This window comes from Nocardioides sp. YIM B13467 (assembly GCF_042788075.1).
GTDB lineage: Bacteria > Actinomycetota > Actinomycetes > Propionibacteriales > Nocardioidaceae > Nocardioides.
Window position 1 is genome coordinate 593,599 of record NZ_JBHZPJ010000046.1, and the last position, 20,912, is coordinate 614,510.

A 20,912-nucleotide genomic window follows, 5' to 3' on the forward strand; every position below is an offset into this window, starting at 1 on the left:
CGACGGGCGTACGCGCGGCGGATGCCGGGATCGGCCCCTCAGAGGTTGTCGAGCACGTTGCGGCCACCGACCAGCATCGCGATGGCGACACCGGCTCCGGTGACGGCGGACATCAGGATCGCCATCGCCCCGACCAGCGGGTAGGAGCCGTTGGTCCACTGGTCGTAGAGGAGCGTGCCCATCACCTGGGTCGTCGCCGAGCGCACCATGATCGAGGCGGCGAACTCGTGGGTGAGCAGGATGAACATCAGGGCGATGGAGCTCAGCACTGCTGGCTTGAGCATGGGAAGCGTGACGCCGAGCGCGGTACGCACCGGACCGGCGCCGCTCACCGCCGACGCCTCTTGATAGGTGGTGCCCAGCGACACCAGCGCCGTCAGCTGCATCCGGGTCGCGAACGGGATCATCAGGACGACGTAGACGAGCACGATGATCGCCTTGGTGCCGTACAGGATGAACGGCGGCTGGGTGTAGGTCAGCAGGAAGCCGACGCCGAAGATCACGGCCGGGATGCCGAGCGGCAGCGCGGTGATCAGGTCTCCGAGAAGGCGCACGAGGGGCAGATCCCGCCGCCGCACCATGAGCTGGGCGACACCGAGCCCGATGGGTACGCAGATCGCGACCGCGATCAGCGACGTGACCACGCTGGTCACCACCGACTCGACGATGCCAGGGGTCTCGAGCAGCGCGCGGTAGTTGTCCAGCGTGAACAGCCCCCACGACAGGTTGGCCGACCAGAACGGCGAGAGCGAGACCAGGGCCACCCCGATCAACGGCAGCACCAGCGCGACCAGTCCGTACCCGGCCACGGCGACTGCCGCCCAGGCGGACCGGCCGTGCGTCGGGGCGAAAGACTTGCCGCCGTGGGTGACGAACCGCGCCTGGTTGCCGAGCAGGTAGCGCTGGGCGAAGATCACCAGCAGTCCGAAGATCACCAATGGCGATCCCGCAGCCGCGGCAGCGGCGAAGTTGGTCGGCGACTCGCTCGTGCGTCGATACATCTCCGTGGTGAGTACGTTGACGCCCTCGTTCTGCCCGAGCAGCAGTGGCCCGGTGAACTGTCCGAGTCCGAGCAGGAGCGCGACGCCCGCGCCGTACACCAGCGACGGGCGCAGCAGCGGCAGCACCACCTTGAAGAAGACCCCGATCGTGGACGACCCACTGATCGCCGCCGCCTCGAGGTGCTCCGAGCCGATGTTCTGCATCCCCGCACTCACGAAGAGATAGACGAACGAGGTCAGCCCGAAGCCGGTGATGATGATGATCCAGGTCGTGCTGTAGATGTTGACCGGACCGCTCTCGAGGTCCTGCCACCACGGCAGGTGCCGCAGCATGGCGTTGAGGTAGCCGGGCCCCGGCGAGAGCAGGAACGCCCAGCCGGCGACGTTGGCCACCGACGGCATCACGATCGGGAGCAGCGGGACGACACGCAGGAAGCCGAATCGCCGCGGGAGCCGGCTCGTCGCGAACGCGAGGACGGTGCCGAGCACCATGGCGATGGCCAACGAGCCAACCGCGAGCAGGAGTGTCGTCCGGAGCGTCTCCCCGATGTCGTCGCGCCCGAACTGGGCCCGGTAGCCGCTCGCGCCGTCGGCGAACGCGAGCGACTGGAGCCGATAGAGCGGCACGACGACGAGATACCCGAGGATGAGGATCAAGGGCGCGTACGTCAGGCGTGCGCGCCAGGTAGCGGCGTCGCCGCGCAGACGCGGCAGTGGGCTGCTGACGATCGTGGTCATGAGGTCTTCCTCGAGGTCGGGGTGGGCGAAGGGGCGGGGATCAGCCCTGGAAGAGCGATTCCCACTGCTTCTGGTACTCGTTGACCGATTCCTGGTCGAGCGTCTTCGGGTCGGGAAGCTCGATGTCCTGCGCCAGCAGGTCCGAACCGGGGACGCCGGTCCCCTCGATGTCGGGCAGCACAGCCACGTAGTTGTGCGAGATCGCGGCCTGACCTTCGGGCGTCACCATGAAGTCGGCGAGCACCTGGGCGGCATTGGCGTGCGGCGCCGAGGCGAGCACCTGGCTGTACCACGGGACGCCGAACGGGTCCTCGGGGACCACGAAGTCGACCGGCGCACCGCTAGCCTTCGTGTCGAGCATCGTCGTAGCGGCCATAGGGGAGCCCCAGATCTCACCGGAGGCGATCGCCTGGTCGATGGCCACGGCGCTCGGGTAGAGACGCGGTTTCTGGGCGGCGAGCTTCTTCACGAACCCACCGCCCCAGTCGGCGTCGATCCGGCGGTACATGTCAACGTACGTCGGGATGCCGGCCGGGTTGGTGATACCCAGCTTCCCGCCGCGCGTGTTCGCGGCCAGGACGTCCTCGTAGGTGTGCAGGCCCTTCGGCAGCTTACGGGTGTTCCACCCGTAGCCGAAGACTGTCGCGCTGGAGAGGAACCACTTCTCGTCCATGATGCTCTCGGAGCGCTGGTAGTCCTCGTTGTCGAAGCTGGGGCCGACGACCTCGACGTTCCAGTCCTGCTTCGTGGCACGGTCCATGAAGCCCGCGTCGGTCGCCATCTGGACGTCCGCGGTGCCCTGGCCGGTCTGGATCTCGGTCTCGACCTTGGGGATGATGTCGGCGTCGGTGCCGCGTACATAGTTCAGCTTGATCCCGGGGTACTCCGCCTCGAACGCCTTCTTCAGCAGCTCGAGGTTGTCGGGGGCATGCGTGGAGTAGAGGGTGACCGAGCCCTCGTCCGTGGCCGCCGCGACGATCTCGTCCCAGCTACCGGCCAGCTCGGTCTTGGTGGCACCGCCACCGCAGGCCGTCAGGGTCGTCGCGACCGCCACCGTAGCGGCGGCCAGCGCGAACACGCGTCGTCTGATCATCTCGTCTCCCTTGAGGCACATCTTACTTACTAAAGTGAAGTTGGTTCAGGTAGACTGTATGGCGCACGTCACACGATGGCAAGGAAAAGTCTCATTGAATTCACTTGAGGATTCGAGGGACCGAGAGGACGAGGTGAAGGATGCAGCGGTACGCAGATCGGCGAGTGCTCGTGACCGGAGCGGGCGGCGGGCTGGGCAGGGAGATCTGCGCCCGGCTCAGCGCCGAGGGCGCACGGGTCGCCGCGGCCGACCTGGCCGGGACCGATCTCGGCCCCCTCGTCCGCTCTCTCACCGGCTCCGGCCACCTGGCCCTCGAGCTGGATGTCGCCGGCGAGGAGCAGTGGCGCGAGGCCACCTCGCGGATCGAGGCCGCCTGGGGCGGTCTCGACGTGCTCGTCAACAACGCCGCGATCGGCAGCATCGCAACCGTCGAGGACGAGGAACGCGCCACGTGGGACCGGGTGGTCGCCGTCGACCAGACAGGGGTCTGGCTGGGCATGAAGCACGTCGGACCGCTTCTGGAACGTACCGGCGGCGGATCGATCGTCAACGTCGCCTCGATCCTGGGCAGCACCGGCGGCCTCGGCAACAGCATCGCCTACCACGCCGCGAAGGGAGCGGTGCGCACGATGACGAAGAACGCCGCCCTGCACTGGGCCACCCGAGGCGTACGCGTCAACTCGCTGCACCCGGGATTCATCGAGACCCCGCAGCTGATCGAGCGGTTCGGCGGCTCGCCGCGCCACCAGGCGATGCTCGCCAACACCCCGATGGGCCGCCTCGGCACACCGGCCGAGATCGCCGGTGCGGTCGCCTTCCTCGGCAGTGACGACGCCGGCTACATGACCGGCAGCGAGGTGTACGCCGACGGCGGCTGGACCGCTCGCTGACGACCCGACGGACTCAGAGCTCGGCGCCGAGCCGGTATCCCTCCGCGATCGCATGCGTGACCCGCCGCGGCGTGAGGCAGTCGCCGATCACGCTCACGTTCTCGCCGGCGACGACACCTGGCAGCAGCACCGGCACCCGCGGCCGGTGCCAGACGGTGAGCACGGGCGCCAGATCCACCGGATCGCCTCCGAAGACCGGCGCCAGCCGGAGCGGTGCCGCCGGATCCTGCGGTACGACGACGGTGCTCGCGACACGGAGGTCGACCCCGGCAGCGCCGAGCCGGGTGAGCAGCGGACCCGCGCTCTCGGCGGGCACGCGGGAGGCGAGAGCGGCGAGTGGGGTCGCGAAGATGACCTGCCAGCCCGCGCGCACCAGTGCCTCGGCCGCGCTGTACGCCGGCCAGAACCCGTCTCCTTCGTCGTAGACGAGCGCACGCCGTTCGCCGACGTACTCGAGCTCACCGGTGATCACGTCGTCGACGGTTGCGAACGGCCGGCCGGCCAGCACCTCAGGCGGATCCGCCGGGCGCGATCCGGTCGCGATGACGACGTGATCAGCCATCTTGACGATCTCCTGGAGGTCGTCGGCCTCGATGCCGGCGGCAAGGTTCACGTCGACGCCGAGCCTCTTGAGCTCCCGCTCCTGGTAGTCGACGACGTCGATGAGGGTGGCCCGATGCGGAGACGCGGCGGCGACCCGCAACGTGCCACCCAGGTGCGGCGACTGCTCGAAGAGAGTGACCCGGTGGCCGCGGCCGGCCGCGATCCGGGCCGCCTCCAGGCCCGCCGGCCCTCCCCCGACGACGTAGATCTCCTTCGGGCGATCGGCACGGACACCGACGCCGGGATGCCGCCCGCGGCCGACCTCGGCGTTGACGGCGCAGTGCAGGTGCGGATCGAAGGCACGACAGTCCTGGTTGATGCCGAGACAGCCGCGCACCTCGCTCACCCGACCGGACTCGGACTTGGCGGGAAGGTCGGGGTCGGCGATCAGTGCGCGGGCCATCCCGACCAGATCGGCACGCCCCGTCTTCACGATGTGGTCAGCGGTCGCCGCGTCCCGGATGCGCTGTCCGACGAGGGTCGGCAGACCCGTGGCCGCCTTGACCCGCGCCGCCGACGGCACCGCGACGGCGTCCGGGTTCGTCGAGTCCTTGACGTACTTGCCGCGGGTGCCGTGCGTGATGCTGAAGTAGTCGACTCCGCGGCCGGCGAGATCCTCCGCGATGCGTACGCAGTCCTCGATGTCCATCCCGCCGGGGATCTCCTCCTCACCCGAGAGACGCACGCCGAGGACGAAGCCCTCGGGGATGACCGACTCCATCGCCTCGATGACGAGGTGCAGGAACCGCATCCGGTTCTCGAAGGAGCCACCGAAGGCGTCCTCACGCCGGTTGGTCAGCGGCGACATGAACTGCGCGGGGAGGTACCCGTGGGCGGCGTGGATCTCGACCCCGTCGGCACCGGCCTCCACCAGGTTCCTCGTCGATACCCGCCAGCCGTCGACGATGTCGTGGATCTCGGCGACGGTCAGCTCATGAGGCGGGTAGGCATCACGTCCCGTCTTGATCGGCGACGGCGCCACCGGAGGCGAGTCGGACTCGCCGCCGATGAACTCGCGCCCCAGATGGCACAGCTGCCCGATGAATCTGGCGCCGTGGCGATGGATGACGTCGGCCTTGGCGGCCGCGGCCGGCACGAACTCGTCGAGATAGGCCTCGACCAGCTTGCGGGAGCGCAGCGTGGTCGTCGGATGGACGACCGTGGCGCCACCGATGATCATGCCGACGCCGCCGGCGGCGAGACGCTCGAAGTGCTCGGTGTCGCCATGGGTCGGCACGCCGCCCTCGGCCATGCTGGTTCCGGCCGGGAGCGCGACCAGCCTGTTCTTCACCGACATCGGGCCGATGGTGAAGGGAGAGAAGAGGTGCGGGAACTCGGTGCCCATGGGTGTCCTTTCGTGGCGGGTCTCTGCGGTGGTTCCTCAGACGGTGAAGCGGCCGCCGTTGCTGAGCAGCACCGCCCCGACGACGTTCTTCGCGCCCGGCGAGGCGAGATAGCAGATGTTGTCCGCGAGGTCGTCGGCCGAGGCGTACCCGATGGCACCACTCGCCTCCATCGCCTTGCGCACGGCGCTCGGTGTGCGGCCGGCCATCGGGGTGTCGACCGGGCCGGGGGCAACAGTGTTCACCCGGATCCCGTACGGGATGACCTCCTTGGCAACGGACTGCGACAAGGCGTGCACGCCTGCCTTCGAGGCGGCGTAGTGCGGGTAGCCGACCAACGTGTCGTACGCCGCCGAGGAGCCGACGGTGACGATCGCTCCCCCACCACGCGCACGCATCGCCCGTACGGACGCGCGGAGCACGTGGAAGGTGCCGTCGAGGTTGATCGACATGACCCGGCGCCAGCCGTCGTCGTCGAGCTCGCACAGCGCGTCGACGGGCTCGCCCGACTCCTGGGCCGCGAGGATCCGCGTCTTGGCCGCGGGGTCGTCCACGCCGGCGGTATGGACGACGACATCCAGCCGGTCCTCTGCCCCGACGACCGCGGCGACGAGGTCATCGACCGCCTGGGGGTCGGCGACATCGACCACATGAGCGCTGCCACCCACGGACTCTGCGACCCTGGTCGCGTTGCCTACGTCGATGTCCGCGACATGTACCCGCGCACAGCCCTCCGCAGCGAGCCGCCTCGCCACCGCGGCACCGATGCCGGAACCACCTCCGGTCACGAGGGCGACCTGCCCGTCGAATCGCGCGGCCTGTTGCCCACTCATGCGCTGCTCCTTCGTCTCGTCCGGTCTGTGCACCGACCTCAAAGTCGAACTGAAGTCGGTTGAGATTGTAACCTCTATCACATCGATCCTCTGGACAACCCCTAGTCACTGAACTAAGTTCAAGTCATGTCGATCGAGGCCTCCCCCACGCTGGTCCGCTACTACTCCGCAGTCGACTCGAGCGACTTCGATACCGGCATGGCGCTCGTGACACCCGACGTGGAGTTCGCGATCCTGCTGCCCAACCGCGCCGTCCGCGGGATCGGCCGCAAGGACCTCGTGGCCTACCTGTCGGGCCGCGGCGACGTCGTACGCCGCCACGTACCGCAGCGGTCCTCGATCGCCGGCAACGTCGAGTTCGTCTACGGCGCCGTCCTCGAGGACGAGACGACCGTGACCGGCCACTTCCTCGCCGCCGCCCGGGTCGGCGAGGACGGCCTCATCTCCGCGTACCAGGTGGTCTTCGACCCCGAGCTCGGCCTGCTGCCCGACTGATCCGATCCACGAAGGAGACATCCCATGTCACAGACGACGAGTTCCAGCTCGACCCCGCTGCTGCACGACTGGTTCGAGATCATGGACTCGACCACTCCCGAGCGGGTCCTCGACATGATCACCGACGACTTCCAGCTCTCGATCCTCTTCTCCAAGGGCGCCGATCAGGCTGCGGAGTTCCGGGGCGACCGGGCCGGGCTGGTCGCCTACCTGGAGCAGCGCGAGGTCAGCATGCTCACCCACCATCTGCTCGCAGGTTCGCGGGTGGACGGCTCCGAGCTGGCCCTCGGCGAGACCCGACGTGACGGCGCCTTCGAGGCCTCCTTCAACGCCAGCGCCCAGCTCGACCCCGCCAGCGGCCGGGTGAGACGGTTGCTGATCTGCCGTACGCCTCAGGTGCGGTTCACCGACTGAAGCGGTCGACCCCGCAATCCTGGTCGACCGCGACATCGACGCGGTCGGCCAGGACGTCGAGGTGGGCGGCCGTCTCGCAGATCGCGATCATTCGGTTGAAGTCGTTGAGATCGGCATAAGGCACGTCGTGACGGGTCCACGGAAGACGCTCGGCGACCTCGGCTGCCGTCATCGCCCGCGCATGGGAGTCGAGGACGGCGACCACCTGACCGAACCGGTACTCGTGGTGCGCGAGCAGGTCGCGCACCCGTTCGTGGACGCTGTCGGTCGGGTGCCCGTGGGCGGGGATCAGCCGGGCGTCGGCTCGGTCCAGGAGCAGCGCGAGCGACTCCAGGTAGTGCTTGAGCGGCAGGTCCCACTCACCGAGCTCGAAACCGATCGACGGCGTGATCGTCGGGAGCACGTGGTCGCCCGAGAAGAGCAGCCCGCGCTCCTCGTCGTGAAAGACCAGATGGCCCTTCGTGTGGCCCGGCGTGTGCACGACCTCCACCCGCCATCCGGCGATCTCGAGCGGGCCGGCGTCGAGCCAGCCGTCGGGGTCTGCCCAGTCCGCGACGTCGTACGGCTCGACCTCGGTCTCCTTCTCGATGACCCGACCGAGATCATCCGCGCCCGATCGGCGGAGCTCACGCAGTGAGCTGACCGGGACGTTGTTGCCCAACTCCTGGATCGCGGCGAGACCGGGGCGTTCGAGCCGACCGAGGTGCACGCGCGGGCCGTACCTCTCCCTCAGCCGTACGGCGAAGGTGTAGTGGTCGCGATGGATGTGGGTGACCAGTACGTCACTGATCTCCTGCGGCGAGCGACCGATCATCGCCAGCGCCGACTCGAGCTCGTCCACCGCGGACGGCACCGCCCAGCCGCCGTCGACGAGGAGCAGGCCCTCGGCGGTCTCGACCGCGTACACGTTGACGGCACGCAAGCCGTCGTTGGGCATGCTCAGCGGGATCCGATGGACCCCGTCGACGACCTGGTAGCAGCCGGGCGCGCCCCACCAGGCCTTCGTGGCAGGCATCAGCCGACCATCGTCCGCTCTTCGCCCATGACGGCGATCCGGTGGCCGCGCATGCGGCCAACGTGCTTGATCGCCGCGGCCCACTCCTCGCTCGCGAGCGCCTGGTCGAGGGCTTCCTTGCTGTCGAAGCTCAGGATGGACACGCCGTCCCAGCCCTCCGACCGCTCCTCGAGAGCGACCTGGACATCGGTGTGCAGCCACCGGCGCAGACCGGGAAGCGGATACGTGACCTCCGCGTGCTCGCCACGCCACCACTCGATGAACTGCTCGTGAGACCAGTCCTCGGGACGAGAGGCCATCAAGATGAGGTTGTACATGTCACTCCTGATCTGAATTCTGTTTGGGTTCTGCGGACAGAGGTCCGCGCGGACCTGGAACGAGATGGGTCAGGGGCCGACGAGCCGCAGGACGGCGTCGGAGATGAAGTCGCGGATCTCCTCGAGCGTCGTCGGCCCGCCGGTGCGGTACCAGCGCCAGACGCTCACCACGAGGGCGAGCACCGCACGACTGGTCTGCTCGGGGTCCCGGTCGGCGAAGTCGCCCGACTCGATGCCACGCTTGACCAGGCCGGTCCAGTTCTCCTCGACCTTGCGGACGAGCTCGCGGGCATGCTGGCGCTCGGCCTCCTCACGCTCGGACTGCCGCGGGGTCGCCAGCAGGTCCATGTGGCTCTGCAGGATGCGCATCTGCAGCACCTCCTGCGGCGTCACGTCGTACGCCGCACGGACCGCAGCACGCAGCTGGTCGACGGGCGCGTCCTCGACGGAGACGACCCTCTCGAAGCGGCTGGCGCTGCGCTCGAGCTCGGTGCTCATGATCGTCAGCAGGCAGTGCACCTTCGACTCGAAGTAGTGGTAGAGCGCTGTCTGCCCGATGCCGACCTTGTCGGCGACGGAGGCCCACTTGGTGAGCTCGAACCCGTCGTCACCGAAGCTCTCGACTGCAGCACTGAGGATCAGCCCGCGCTTCGAACGGGGGCTCTCCGTCACGGTCGCCTGACGTGGCATGGCGGACCTTTCTCTCCTGGGACTTTCGCCGAGAATACCCGACTTGAGGTCAATTCAGTGGGCCATCGACCGTACCAGTTCGGCAGCCAGTCGGGTGGCATCCTTGCGCGCGAGCTTCCCGACGCGGTTCTGCGGAAGGTCCTCGACCACGAAGACGTACTCCGGCCACTGATGCTTCGGCGTGCCCTGTGGCTCCAGATGCGCGCGTACGGCCCGGAGGTCCAGGGACGGGTTCGGCGTGACGACCAGCGCGGCCGCCCGCTCCCCCAGCACCGGGTCCGGGACCGGGACGACGCAGACCTGGATCACATCGGGTACCGAGGCCACGGCTGCCTCGACCTCGTTGATATCGATGTTGCGGCCGCCACGGATGATGATCTGCTTCTCGCGACCGACGATGTTGATCGTGCCGTCGTCGTTGATGCGGGCGAGATCCCCGGTGAAGAGGAACCCGTCCTCGGTGAGCTCCGGCGGAACCGGAGCGCCTTCACGGGCGTACCCGGTGAAGAGCGAGGGCCCCTTGACCTGGGCTCGGCCGACCTCGCCGTCGGGAAGCGGCGCACCCTGGTCGTCGACGACACGCACCTCGATGCCGGGGAACGGCCGACCGTCGCGACTGAGGCGCACCTCTGCGGGGTCGGACGGAAGCGGGGTGGTGTGACCGAGACACTCCGACATCCCGAACACGCGTAGGAACCTGGTGCCGAGCAGCTCCTCGGCACGGCCGAGCGCGCCGGCATCCATCGGTCCACCACCGACGGTCATCGCCGTCAGGGGGGAGAGGCCGCCGGCAGCACCGTCGACCATGGCGAACTGGAGCGCCATGGTGGGCACCAGCATCGTCCAGCGCACCTGCTCCTCGCGGATCAGGTCGAGCGCGTCCGCGGGGTTCCACTTCGGCAGGCAGACCATGGTGCCGCCGAGCATGGCGGGCAGGTAGAGGCCGAAGCAGAGCGCCGCGACCGAGGAGAGCGGTACGAAGGCACCGACCCGGTCGCCGGCCTTCAGCCCGACGGCGTCGATCGTCGCCCGGCCGGCGAAACGGAGTGCCTCCTCGGACTGGACGACGCACTTGGGCCGGCCGGTCGAACCCGAGGTCATCGCGACCGCGGCGCCACCGTTCCACCGCTCGGTCCCCTGCGTCGTCCCGGGGACAGCGCGTACGGCCCAGCCGTCGAGATCGGAGGCCTCCGCGTCGAAGCCCTTCCGGGTGACGCCCCAGGCCGCGACACAGCCGTCGGAGGCGACCACCACGTCGGGACGTACGTCCTCGAGCACCAGGTCGAACTCGTCGGCCGTCGCGTGGCTGCTGAAGACGGCGACGAGACCGCCGAGGTGACCGGTGGCCAGCACGGTGGCCAGGGTGCGCCAGGAGTTGTCGGCCTGGACGAGGACCGTAGGGGCGCCCTCGACCAGTCGCGCGATGGTCGCGGCGAGCGCCTCTGCGGCGTGCCACACCTCGGCGGTGGTGTGCGCGCCGTCGGCGTCGATCACCGCCACCCGGTCCGGTTCCGTCACCACCCGGCCAGCGAACTCCTCGGCCAGCATCCGCATCAGCTCATCTCCTGACGTGCACTTGATTCATGGTTTGCCACCTGTGGTCCCGAGCTACGCACGCGAGGTCATTGTGGCGGGGATCACGACTGCGCGACCACGGATCTCTCCGGATCGGAGCCGGTCGTATGCCTCGATCGCCTCGGTGAGCGAGAACGTCTCGGTATGGGCGTGCAACCTCCCGGCACGGGCGAGCTCGACCACAGCCTCCAGATCGGGCTTGGGCCCCCAGAAGGGCGCCGAGACCGACCAGCCCTGCGCGAGGCCGAGGTCCTTACCGACCGGCAGGACACCACCGGCGCCCCCGACGACCCGTACCGAGCCGCCGGGGGCGAGGAGCGAGACGGCAGCACCCATGGTCGACTCGGCAGCGACGAAGTCGAAGACCGCGTCGAAGCGGCTGGTCGGCGTCACGGCCGTGCGGGCCACCGCCTTCAGATCGGGCAGCGTCTCGTGGGCGCCGAGCTCGGAGGCGAGCTCCCGGGCCGCCTGCTTCGGGTCGACCACGACGATCCTGGCCGACGTCTGCGCGAGCAGCTGGACGGCGAAGTGGCCGAGGCCACCTGCTCCGATGACGAGCGCGCGTGACTCCGCGTCGAGCTCGGGAAGGAAAGGCTTGAGAGCGTGGTAGGCCGTGAGTGCCGCATCCGTGAGCGGTGCCGCCTGCACAGGGTCGAGGCCGTCCGCCGGCACCAGATACCGGGTCGAGGGGACGGCCATGAACTCCGCCAGCCCGCCGTCGTACCCGAGACCGTTGCCGATCGCAGGCCGTCGATCGAGACAGTAGTTCTCCCGGCCGGCGCGGCACCGGCGGCAGGCGCCGCAGCCCCAGATGCCGTGGACGACCACGGCGCGGCCGATCCAGTCCGGGTCGGCGTCGTCACCGACGGCGACGACGGTTCCGGCGACCTCGTGCCCGAGCGTGAACGGGAGCGAGAACGGTAACCGGCCGGGCGGCGACTCCTCGACATGCAGGTCGGAGTGGCAGATGCCGGCGGCCATCACCTCGAGGAGCACCCCCTCGGGGCCGGGCTCGGGAATCGGTATCTCGCGCAGGCGGGCGCGTTCGCCCCAGGCCTCGAACCGTACGGCGAGCATCGTGTCGGTCATTTCGCGGTCCATCCGCCGTCGACGACCAGGACCTGCCCGGTGACGTACGAGGCGGCGTCCGAGGCCAGGAAGAGAACGGCTCCGTCGACCTCGCCGTCGCGGCCACCGCGGTTGAGCATGGTGCCGCGGCGCACCCAGGTCGCAGACTTGTCGTTGGTGAACAGCCCATCGGTCATCTCCGTATCGAACCAGCCCGGCACCACCGCGTTGACCCGGATCCCGCGACGGCCCCATTGACCGGCGAGCTCGCGGGTCATCCCGATCACCGCGGCCTTGGACGCGGCGTACCCGGCTCCGCCGATGGGCGCCGTGGAGCCGAGGCCGACGACGGAGGAGATGTTGATGATCGACGATGGGTGCTCGGGCGGCAGCGACCTGACGACCTCGGCCGAGAGGGCGAAGCCGGCGACCACGTTGAGCTGGAGCAGGCCCTCGAACTCCGGCACCGTCTCCGCCAGCGCGTCGGGGCCGCCGGCTCGGCCGGCGTTGTTGACCAGGAGGTCGATCGGCCCCTGGGCGGACGCGGTGGCGACGAGGCGACGGCGGTCCTCGTCATCGGTGACGTCGCAACGGACCGGGACGACGTTCGCCACCTCGGCCGCGAGCTTCTCGAGGCGGTCCACCCGGCGCGCGGCCGCGAACACGGTGGCACCGACGGCAGCGAGTGCCCGCGCGAAGCCCTCCCCCAGCCCGGACGACGCGCCGCTCACGATGGCGACGCGACCGCTCAGGTCAAAGGCGTGTGGCAGGTCCATGGTGTCCTTCCAGGGGAGAGATCGGATGAGGGGTCGGGCAGGTCAGTAGACGGCGGTACGGCCGCCGTCTACGGCGATGAGGGCGCCGGTGGTGTAGCCCGAACGATCGCCGGCGAGATGGACGACCATGCTCGCGACCTCGTCGGGCCTGCCGAGCCGACCGGCCGGCAGGTTGCGGGTGACGAGGTCGATGAACTCCTCGTCCCAGCCGGCGGCCATGTCGGTCTCGAACGCACCGGGCAGCACGCAGTTGACCCGCACCTGCGGGGCGTACTCCTGGGCGAAGGCCTGGGTGAGCGCGTTGAGTCCGCTCTTGGCGGCGGCGTACATCGCCTCAGCCGGGCTCGGACGTACGGCGCCGATGCTGGAGATGTTGATGATCGAGCCCGCGCCGCGCTCGCGCATGTGGGCGCCGGCGACGGCCATCAGCCGGAACGGACCCTTGAGATTGATCTCCATCGTCTTCTCGAGGAGCGCCTCGGTGACCTCGAGCAACGACGGCGCGAGCGGGGCGATCCCGGCGTTGTTGACCAGGATGTCGAGGTGCCCGAAGCGCTCGACGACCGTCGCGACGGCCGGCTCGATCTCGTCCCAGTGGCCGACATGCAGCGGCAGGGCGAGCGTCGCGACGCCGTACGTGGAGGCGATCTTCCCGGCAACCTCGCGGCAGGCGTCCTCCTTGCGGCTCGACACGACGACCGTGGCCCCCTCGGCCGCGAGCGCCTGTGCGATCGCGAGGCCGAGGCCACGGGTGGCACCGGTGACAAGAGCGACCTTCCCGGCGAGCTCCCCGCTCATGCACCGACCTCGTGGTTCTTCAGCTCCAGGCGGGCAATGGTGCGCAGGTGCACCTCGTTGGGGCCGTCGGCGATCTGGAGGGCACGGGTGATGGCGTAGAGGCGTCCGAGGATCGTGTCGTCGCTGACCCCGGCGGCTCCGTGGACCTGCACGGCACGATCGACGACGCGGTGCGCGGTCTCCATCGCGGCGACCTTGATCGCCGCCACGTCGGAGCGCGCGGACCTGTTGCCCTGGGTGTCCATCAGCCAGGCGGCGCGAAAGGTGAGCAGCCGGATCTGGTCGATCTCCATCCGGCTTCGCGCGATCCACTCGCGGATGACCCCACGCTCGGCCAGCGGCTCCTTGAAGGCGACCCGGGAGACTGCTCGCCGGCACATCAGGTCGAGCGCCCGCTCGGCGAACCCGATGGCCCGCATCGCGTAGTGCATCCGGCCCGGACCGAGTCGACCCTGGGCGATCCTGAAGCCGTCGCCCTCCTCGCCGAGCATGTTGGCTGCCGGCACCCGCACCTCGGTGAACTGCACCTCGCCATGGCCGAGCCGGTCGCGGTAGCCGAACATCGGCAGGTCGCGCAGCACCTCGATGCCGGGGGCGTCTGCCGGCACCAGGATCATGCTCTGCTGGCGGTACGTCGGGCCGTCCGGATCCGACTTGCCCATGAAGATCACGAGCTTGCAGTCCGGGTCGAGGATGCCGGAGGTGTACCACTTGCGGCCGTTGAGGACGTACTCGTCCCCGTCACGGGTGATCGTCGAGGTGATGTTGGTGGCATCCGAGCTGGCCACCTCGGGCTCGGTCATCGCGAAGGCGGACCGGATCTCGCAGGCGAGCAGCGGGTCGAGCCACTGCCTCTGCTGCTCCGGGGTGGCGTACATCGCCAGGATCTCCATGTTGCCGGTGTCCGGGGCGGAGCAGTTGATCGCCTCGTTGCCGATGATGGAGCGGCCCACGATCTCGGCGAGCGGGGCGTACTCCAGGTTGGTGAGCCCGGCGCCACGGTCGCCGTGGGTCATGAAGAGGTTCCAGAGCCCGCGGTCGCGAGCGATCTTCTGCAGGTCGCGCATGATCTGCGGCTGTTCGTGCGGGTTGTCGTTCTCGGCGATCTGCGCGTCGTAGACCGGCTCGGCCGGGTAGACGTGCTCGCTCATGAACCGTTCGAGCTCGGCCTTGAGCTCCTCGGTCCGCAGTGAGAGTGCGAAGTCCATGGTCATCCCTCCTGGTGGGGCTCAGCCGAGCCGCTCGAGTCCGCTGCTGATGAGCCGGACGATGGTCTCGGGCAGGCGCTCCTGGTCCGGATCGTGGTGCCTGCCCTCGCGGTGCCGCCGCAGGTTGTGACCCATGATCGCGGCCATCTTGAAGCGGCCCAGGGCGTTGAACCAGTCCATCGCCTCGGGGCCGCGGCCGCCCGCTGCGTACGCCTCGAGTAGCGCCTCCTCGGTGGGCAGGCCCGGGACCTCGCGACCGACCCCGGGGAAGTTCGAGCCGTCGGCGAAGACGAGGAACCAGCCGAGCTCGACGCGGGGATCGCCGATGCTCCAGATCTCCCAGTCGATGATCGCGGCGGGCTCGTTGCCGGTGCAGATGATGTTGCCAAGCCGGTAGTCACCGTGCACGAGCGTGACGTCACGAGCGTCCGGTACGCGGCGGGCGAGCCGCTCCTCGAGATCGACGGCACCCGGGACGAGCTCGGCGGGGACCGCGCCCATCGTCTTGACCCACCGGGCGAGCTCTTCCTGTGGGGTCAGCGGATCCCCGCCGGCAGGCAGGCTCGCCACCGGGACCCGGTGGAGCCGCGGCAGGATCTCCGCGGCCCGCAGCATCCGAGCAGAGGCGACCTCAGGGCCGATCGCCGGGTCGTCGAGGGTCGGCTCGATCGACTCGCCGGGGATGAAGTCGACGGCGAACCAAGCCGGTTCGGTCTCGTCGACGGCGCGCACCGGCGGCACCGGTACGTCTGTCGCGGCCAGGGCGGTCATGATCCGCGCTTGCTTGAGCATGTCGTGACGGCCGATGGACCGCTGACCGCGAGGGACGGCCTTGACCACGAGGTCGTGACCCTCTCCCACCGGAAGCCGGTAGGTGAGGCCGGAGTGACCACCGGGGAGGACGGCGAGCTCACCGATCCCGGTCGGCCCGGCCAGGTCGGTGCGCTCACGCAGGACGGCGGCGATGCGCGGGCCGAGCTCGAGCTCGTACGGCTGCTCGGTCATGAGCGCGGCTCCCGGGGTAGGCCGAGCACGCGCTCGGCGATGATGTTGTGCTGGATCTCGTCGGTGCCGCCCGCGATCCGGTAGCCGGGAGCGCCCAGGACGTGCTCGGTCCACGCCCACGTACCCCACCGCCCGGAGTTCGCGCTGAGCTCAGCACCGAGCAGGGCACGTACGACCTCCGAGGTACGCGCCATGGTGTCGGTGGCGAGGAGCTTGCCGACCGACGCCTCGGGGCCAGGGTCCTGACCGGAGACCACTGCCGCGGCGACGCGCATCCCGGTGACCCGTTGCACGAAGCTGCGGGTGATCAGGTCGGCGACGTGGTCGCGCTCGAGCGCGTCGAGCGGACGGCCGAGGTTACGTGCGAGCTCGACGGCCCGGTCGGCATTCTCCAGACCCAGGGTCCCGGAGTCGAGCCGCTCGGAGGCGAGCACGGTGAGGGCGACCTTCCAGCCCTGGCCCTCGGGACCGAGCCGCAGGGCATCATCGAGGACGACCCCGTCGAGATAGACCTCGTTGAACGAGGTCCCGCCCGTCATCTGGCGGATCGGACGTACGCTCACGCCCTCGGCGTCCATCGGCACGATGAAGACGGTGAGGCCGGCGTGCTTGGCAGCCGCGGCATCGGTGCGGGTGACCGCGACGCCGTAGTCGGCGACCCGGGCACCCGACGTCCAGACCTTGTGCCCGTCGAGCCGCCAACGGCCGTCGTCCAGACGGGTCGCCCTGGTGCGTACCGCCGCGAGGTCGGAGCCCGCCTCGGTCTCGGAGAAGAGCTGGCAGGCGATCAGATCCGTACGCAACATGGCGCGGACGTAGGTCGCCCGCTGCTCCTCGCTCCCCCACTGCGCGATGGCCGGCGCGATGAGCTGCTGGGTGACCGGGAACATCTCGGTGCGCCGAGGCACGTCGTACTCACCCTCGAGACGCCGGAAGGCGAGCAGGTAGGCGACCGGGAGGTCGCGGCCTCCGTACTCCGGCGACCAGGTGATCGCACCGAACCCGGCGTCGAACTTGGCCTGCTCGTACGCCCGGATGCGATCGGTCTCGGCACGCTCCTGCTCGGCGGTCCAGTTCTCGAAGACCGCGACGGAGTCCGAGCCCTCGCCCCAGGCGTGGGTGGTGCGTACGTCGGCGACCGATGCCAGCCAGGAGCGGCCCTCGGCCAGGAACTCCGTCAGCCCGATCATGCTCACACCCCCAGGACTGTGCACGCGCTGATACCGGGTGCACCGTAGACGTGGGTGAAGCCGAGCTTCGGGCTGCCGGGGACCTGCCGGTCGCCGGCCTCGCCGCGCAGCTGGGTGACGATCTCGTGCACCTGCCGCAGACCGGAGGCGCCGATCGGCTCCCCGTTGGCGATGCAGCCACCGTCGGTGTTGATCGGCAGCTGACCGCCGATCTCGGTGGCACCCGAGGCGATCAGGTCCTCCTGCTCGCCGTCCTTGCAGAAGCCGCACTCGGCCAGGTGCATCACCTCGGCCCCGCTCTCGGTGTCTTGGACCTGTGCGACATCGATCTGGTCGGGGGTGACCCCTGCCATGGCGAACGCTGCCGCCGCCGCGTCCGCGCTGACGCTCGAGGGACGGCCATGGCCCTGGACGGCCGGGCTGAAGACCTCGAACGAGCCGAACCGCCGGGTGCGTGCAGCCACCGACAGCAGCTGTACGGGACGTACGCCCGCCTTCCGGGCGGCCGAGTCACTGGCGACGATGATCGCCGCACCGCCCTCGCCCGGCGAGCAGAACATGAGCCGGGTCAGCGGGTCGTTGACCATGTCGGCGGAGAGGATCTCCTCCTCGCTGATCGGGTCGCGACGCCAGGCGTTCGGGTTGAGCGCACCGTTGCGGTAGGCCTTGGCCGCGACACGGCCGAGCGTCGCGTCACTGATCCCGTACTCGCGCATGTAACGAGCGATCTTGATGCCGAAGAACTGCGTGGTGACCATCAGCCCCGCCTCGCCGTAGCCGGGGTCGAGGCCCCAGTCCTCCGGGCGCGGATCGAAGGCACCCCGCGGATGCTTGTCGAAGCCGACCGCGAGAGCCACCTCGGCCTGTCCCGAGCGGATCGAGTTGACGGCGGAGAGCAGGGCGCTGCCACCGGTGGCACAGCCGTTCTTGACATTGGTGAACGGGATCCCGGTGAGGCCGAGGTCGGCCACGAGGGTGTCGGCGAGACCGGCACCGTCGCTGCCACCGAAGGCGACCTGGATGTCCGACCACCCGAGCTGGGCGTCGGCGAGCGCGGCATGGATCGCCGTCACCGCCATCTCCCGGCCCGGCACCCCGTGCTGGCGACCGAACTTCGACAGCCCGGCACCGATGATGGAGACGTTCGACATCAGCTCTCCTCCCGCGCGGCGCCACCACCGGTCGCCGCGAACCGCGGCACCGGAGTGGTGGCGACCAGCTCGACCTGCGCCTGCTCCTCGAGGTCGGCGAAGTCGGAGCAGTCCAGGACCGCCTCGACCTTCACTCCTTCGGGCAGCTCGACGTACCCGACCGCGAAAGGCCGGAAACCGTCGGCCGGAGGAACGTACGGCGGCGACTTCGGCGCAAACCGCTGGATGGTGAAACCCCACACCGTGCCACGCCGTCCAAGGTCCACCGGCTCCATCGCCACCGCGCCACAGCGTTGGCAGCCCCGCGCCTCGGGGAAGGCCACGTTGCCGCAGCCGGCACACCGGCTCCCCTTGAGGGCAGGGGTCTGCACGTCCGTCACTTCACTCTCCTCACCAGGGATGACTCGTCGGTCGGGTCAGCTGCGGATCAGCGGCCGACCCACTTGGGCTCGCGCTTGCCGAGGAAGGCCTCGACACCCTCCTTCGCGTCCTCGGACTGGAGGGCGTTGCCGACGGCGAGGTGCTCCATGACCATGAGCGAGCGAACGTCCGCATCGAGACCCTGGTTGATGGCCATCTTGGTCAGCCGCATCGCGAACGGGCTCTTGTCGATGATCGGCGCGACGAAGTCCTCGACGAGCTGATCGAGCTGCTCGGCCGGGGCCGAGTCGTTGATCAGGTCGAAGTCCTTGGCCTCCTGGCCGGAGAGGAGCTTGCCGGTGAGCATGAGCTCCTTGGTCTTGCGCAGACCGATCATGCGGGGCAGGCGGTAGATCGGGCCGGCGCCGCCGAAGAGGGCGCGACGGATGTGGAAGTCGCCGATCTTGGCGTCGTCCGAGGAGACCGCGAAGTCACAGGAGATCATCAGCTCGAAACCGCCGGCGGTCACGTACCCCTCAAGGACTGCGACGGACGGCGTGTTCATCTGGTAGAGCCGGTCGCAGACCTGGGCAGAGAGCACGGCGACCTCCATGGCCATCGTGTTGCCCACGTAGTTCTCCAGGAGCTCGTCGAGGTCGAAGCCGGAGCAGAAGGTGTTGCCGCGGCCGCGGAGCACCAGCACCTTCAGGTCGGGGTCCTCGTCGACCTCCTTGATGATCTCGTCGAGGCGGTGGAGCAGCTCGACGGTGACCGCGTTCTTCTTGTGCGGACGGTTGAGCCAGACGCGGGCGACGCCGCCGTCCTTCTCGAGAACGACGTGGTCGGTGTTGACAACCATGGCCGGGGCCTTTCGGTCGGTGGAAATATGAAGTGGATTCACTTCAGTATGCGATGTCCGTCACTCTCCGTCAATCGTTGAACTGAAGTTAGTTCGATTGATACGGTCACGAGGACACGACCACGAACCCGGGCGCACTGCCGGGCAGGACGAAAGGCACTCATGGACCTCTCCCCCGATCTCCTGGTCATCGGCGGTGGCATGGCCGGACTCACCGCCGCCGCCCATGCATCGCGCGACGGACAGCGGGTCACGGTCGTCGAGGTCTCGGCCGACGTCGGCGGCTCCGGCCGGTTCGCCGGCTACATCTGGACCGCGCCGTCGGACGCGGTCATGGACGAGCAGAATCCCGACGGCGACGAGGCCCTCAAGCGGGCTCTTGTCGAACGATTCGCCGCCGCGGTGGACTGGATCCGCAGCACCGGGGTCGAGGCCGGCCCGCCCCAGCCGATCCTCTCATTCGGTCAGGGACACGGCTTCGACACCAACCAGTACATCGACACCTGCCGTCGCATCGTGACCGAATCAGGCGGTCAGGTACTGCTCTCGACCACGACCGAGGAGCTCCTCGTCGACCACGGCGCCGTCGCCGGCGCCCGCCTGCGCCTGCCCACCGACGAGGTCGTGGAGATCCGGGCACGCAACACGGTCCTCGCCACCGGTGGTTTCCAGGCCGACCCCGCGATGCGCGAGGAGTTGGTCGGCCCAGGCGCCGGCGCCCTGCCCCTGCGGTCCAACCCGAACAGCCAGGGGGACGGGCTGCGCCTGGCGACGGCCGTGGGAGCCGCGACCGGTCACGAGCGCGCCGGGTTCTACGGCCACCTGGTGCCCAGCGGCGTAGCGTTCAAGGACTCCGGCGACTTCGTCGACCTCTCGCTCTACTACAGCGAGCACGCGCTGCTCTTCAACCTCGACAACGAGCGGTTCGTCGACGAGACGCTCGGCGACCACCTCACCACGGTCGCACTGAGCGAGCAACCCGAGGCGCGCGGACTGCTCATCGCCGATGCCCGGGTCCGTCGCGACTGGATGGTGCCGGCATACGTCGAGGGCGCGGTGAGCGTCGACAAGTTCGCGCTCGCCTCGAAGCGCGGCGGACGTACGGGCCTGGCCGAGTCGCTCGAGGAGCTCGAGTACCTGCCCGAGGAGTGGGGCTACGACGGGGCCGCCATCCGCTCGGCCATCGAGCGTTTCAACGCGGAGGTCACGGCGGGGACCACCCCGGGCAGGAAGCTCGATGCCACGCCGCTCGACGAGCCGCCGTACTACGTCATCGAGACCACCCCGGCGATCACGTTCCCGTTCACCGGGCTGTTGATCGACGACCGTTCGCGCGTCGTGACGGCCGACGGTGCTCCGATCCCAGGCCTCCTGGCAGCCGGGTCCGACACCGGAGGGCTGTGGAACCGGGCGTACGCCGGCGGTCTAGCCACGGCGATCGTGTTCGGGCTGACCGCGGCGCGCACGCATCTCGAGACAGCCTGATCTCC

At 69.3% G+C, this 20,912-nt stretch carries 21 protein-coding genes; 4 read left to right on the forward strand and 17 right to left on the reverse strand.

All coding sequences use genetic code 11. The features are described 5' to 3' along the window. Positions 1-38 precede the first annotated feature (38 nt). Together ACFX43_RS10095 and ACFX43_RS10100 are read right to left on the reverse strand one after the other, a co-directional pair. Positions 39-1,739, reverse strand: a complete 1,701-nt coding sequence (locus tag ACFX43_RS10095) for an ABC transporter permease (protein WP_378820146.1) — start codon at positions 1,737-1,739, stop codon at positions 39-41. Between the two features lie 40 nt (positions 1,740-1,779). Further along, positions 1,780-2,832 carry an ABC transporter substrate-binding protein gene (locus ACFX43_RS10100; protein ID WP_378820149.1) on the reverse strand — a complete coding sequence of 351 codons (1,053 nt, stop codon included), beginning with the start codon at positions 2,830-2,832 and terminating at the stop codon, positions 1,780-1,782. A 140-nt stretch (positions 2,833-2,972) separates the two neighbouring features. On the opposite strand from ACFX43_RS10100, the gene ACFX43_RS10105 reads away from it, so the two are divergent. After that, complete coding sequence (locus tag ACFX43_RS10105; RefSeq protein WP_378820152.1) at positions 2,973-3,722, forward strand: SDR family NAD(P)-dependent oxidoreductase; 750 nt, start codon at positions 2,973-2,975, stop codon at positions 3,720-3,722. Positions 3,723-3,735: 13 nt separating this feature from the next. On the opposite strand, the gene ACFX43_RS10110 is transcribed toward ACFX43_RS10105, so the two are convergent. Then, positions 3,736-5,670, reverse strand: a complete 1,935-nt coding sequence (locus ACFX43_RS10110) for an FAD-dependent oxidoreductase (RefSeq protein WP_378820154.1) — start codon at positions 5,668-5,670, stop codon at positions 3,736-3,738. A gap of 36 nt (positions 5,671-5,706) precedes the next feature. Continuing rightward, complete coding sequence (locus ACFX43_RS10115) at positions 5,707-6,501, reverse strand: SDR family NAD(P)-dependent oxidoreductase (protein ID WP_378820156.1); 795 nt, start codon at positions 6,499-6,501, stop codon at positions 5,707-5,709. A gap of 126 nt (positions 6,502-6,627) precedes the next feature. Here ACFX43_RS10115 and ACFX43_RS10120 point away from each other — a divergent pair, with 126 nt between their 5' ends. Then, positions 6,628-6,996, forward strand: a complete 369-nt coding sequence (locus tag ACFX43_RS10120; protein ID WP_378820158.1) for a nuclear transport factor 2 family protein — start codon at positions 6,628-6,630, stop codon at positions 6,994-6,996. 24 nt (positions 6,997-7,020) lie between these two features. Then, on the forward strand, positions 7,021-7,410 hold the full coding sequence (locus ACFX43_RS10125; protein ID WP_378820161.1) for a hypothetical protein: 390 nt from the start codon (positions 7,021-7,023) through the stop codon (positions 7,408-7,410). Here ACFX43_RS10125 and ACFX43_RS10130 read toward each other — a convergent pair. The 13 genes from ACFX43_RS10130 to ACFX43_RS10190 form a co-directional block, all read right to left on the reverse strand. Next, a complete protein-coding gene (locus ACFX43_RS10130; protein ID WP_378820164.1) occupies positions 7,400-8,425 on the reverse strand; it encodes an MBL fold metallo-hydrolase in 1,026 nt (341 codons plus the stop codon). The genes ACFX43_RS10125 and ACFX43_RS10130 overlap by 11 nt on opposite strands. Continuing rightward, on the reverse strand, positions 8,425-8,742 hold the full coding sequence (locus tag ACFX43_RS10135) for an EthD family reductase (RefSeq protein ID WP_141804858.1): 318 nt from the start codon (positions 8,740-8,742) through the stop codon (positions 8,425-8,427). The genes ACFX43_RS10130 and ACFX43_RS10135 overlap by 1 nt, the downstream gene beginning before the upstream one ends. A 69-nt stretch (positions 8,743-8,811) precedes the next feature. Beyond that, positions 8,812-9,432, reverse strand: a complete 621-nt coding sequence (locus ACFX43_RS10140; protein ID WP_378820166.1) for a TetR/AcrR family transcriptional regulator — start codon at positions 9,430-9,432, stop codon at positions 8,812-8,814. A gap of 54 nt (positions 9,433-9,486) precedes the next feature. Then, entirely contained in the window at positions 9,487-10,986 is a 1,500-nt protein-coding gene (locus tag ACFX43_RS10145; protein ID WP_378820169.1) for a class I adenylate-forming enzyme family protein, read from the reverse strand. Between the two features lie 54 nt (positions 10,987-11,040). Then, positions 11,041-12,096 (reverse strand): NAD(P)-dependent alcohol dehydrogenase, encoded by a 1,056-nt coding sequence (locus tag ACFX43_RS10150; protein ID WP_378820171.1) that lies wholly within the window; start codon positions 12,094-12,096, stop codon positions 11,041-11,043. Continuing rightward, positions 12,093-12,851 carry an SDR family NAD(P)-dependent oxidoreductase gene (locus ACFX43_RS10155; protein WP_378820173.1) on the reverse strand — a complete coding sequence of 253 codons (759 nt, stop codon included), beginning with the start codon at positions 12,849-12,851 and terminating at the stop codon, positions 12,093-12,095. Before ACFX43_RS10155 ends, ACFX43_RS10150 begins: the two co-directional genes overlap by 4 nt. A 42-nt stretch (positions 12,852-12,893) precedes the next feature. Continuing rightward, on the reverse strand, positions 12,894-13,649 hold the full coding sequence (locus ACFX43_RS10160; protein WP_378820176.1) for an SDR family NAD(P)-dependent oxidoreductase: 756 nt from the start codon (positions 13,647-13,649) through the stop codon (positions 12,894-12,896). Next, positions 13,646-14,857 (reverse strand): acyl-CoA dehydrogenase family protein, encoded by a 1,212-nt coding sequence (locus ACFX43_RS10165; RefSeq protein WP_378820178.1) that lies wholly within the window; start codon positions 14,855-14,857, stop codon positions 13,646-13,648. The genes ACFX43_RS10160 and ACFX43_RS10165 overlap by 4 nt, the downstream gene beginning before the upstream one ends. A gap of 21 nt (positions 14,858-14,878) precedes the next feature. Then, positions 14,879-15,862: a phosphotransferase family protein gene (locus tag ACFX43_RS10170; protein ID WP_378820181.1), complete on the reverse strand. Its 984-nt coding sequence runs from the start codon at positions 15,860-15,862 to the stop codon at positions 14,879-14,881. Then, entirely contained in the window at positions 15,859-17,052 is a 1,194-nt protein-coding gene (locus ACFX43_RS10175; RefSeq protein WP_378820184.1) for an acyl-CoA dehydrogenase family protein, read from the reverse strand. The genes ACFX43_RS10170 and ACFX43_RS10175 overlap by 4 nt, the downstream gene beginning before the upstream one ends. A 2-nt stretch (positions 17,053-17,054) precedes the next feature. Continuing rightward, the gene (locus ACFX43_RS10180; protein WP_378820187.1) at positions 17,055-18,203 is read right to left on the reverse strand and encodes a thiolase family protein; all 1,149 of its coding nucleotides are present in this window, start codon (positions 18,201-18,203) and stop codon (positions 17,055-17,057) included. Further along, positions 18,203-18,583 carry a Zn-ribbon domain-containing OB-fold protein gene (locus ACFX43_RS10185; protein ID WP_378820190.1) on the reverse strand — a complete coding sequence of 127 codons (381 nt, stop codon included), beginning with the start codon at positions 18,581-18,583 and terminating at the stop codon, positions 18,203-18,205. The genes ACFX43_RS10180 and ACFX43_RS10185 overlap by 1 nt, the downstream gene beginning before the upstream one ends. Positions 18,584-18,630: 47 nt before the next feature. Further along, a complete protein-coding gene (locus ACFX43_RS10190; protein WP_350658766.1) occupies positions 18,631-19,422 on the reverse strand; it encodes an enoyl-CoA hydratase/isomerase family protein in 792 nt (263 codons plus the stop codon). 162 nt (positions 19,423-19,584) lie between these two features. Here ACFX43_RS10190 and ACFX43_RS10195 point away from each other — a divergent pair, with 162 nt between their 5' ends. Further along, positions 19,585-20,907, forward strand: a complete 1,323-nt coding sequence (locus ACFX43_RS10195; protein ID WP_378820193.1) for an FAD-dependent oxidoreductase — start codon at positions 19,585-19,587, stop codon at positions 20,905-20,907. The last annotated feature ends 5 nt before the right edge of the window (positions 20,908-20,912 follow it).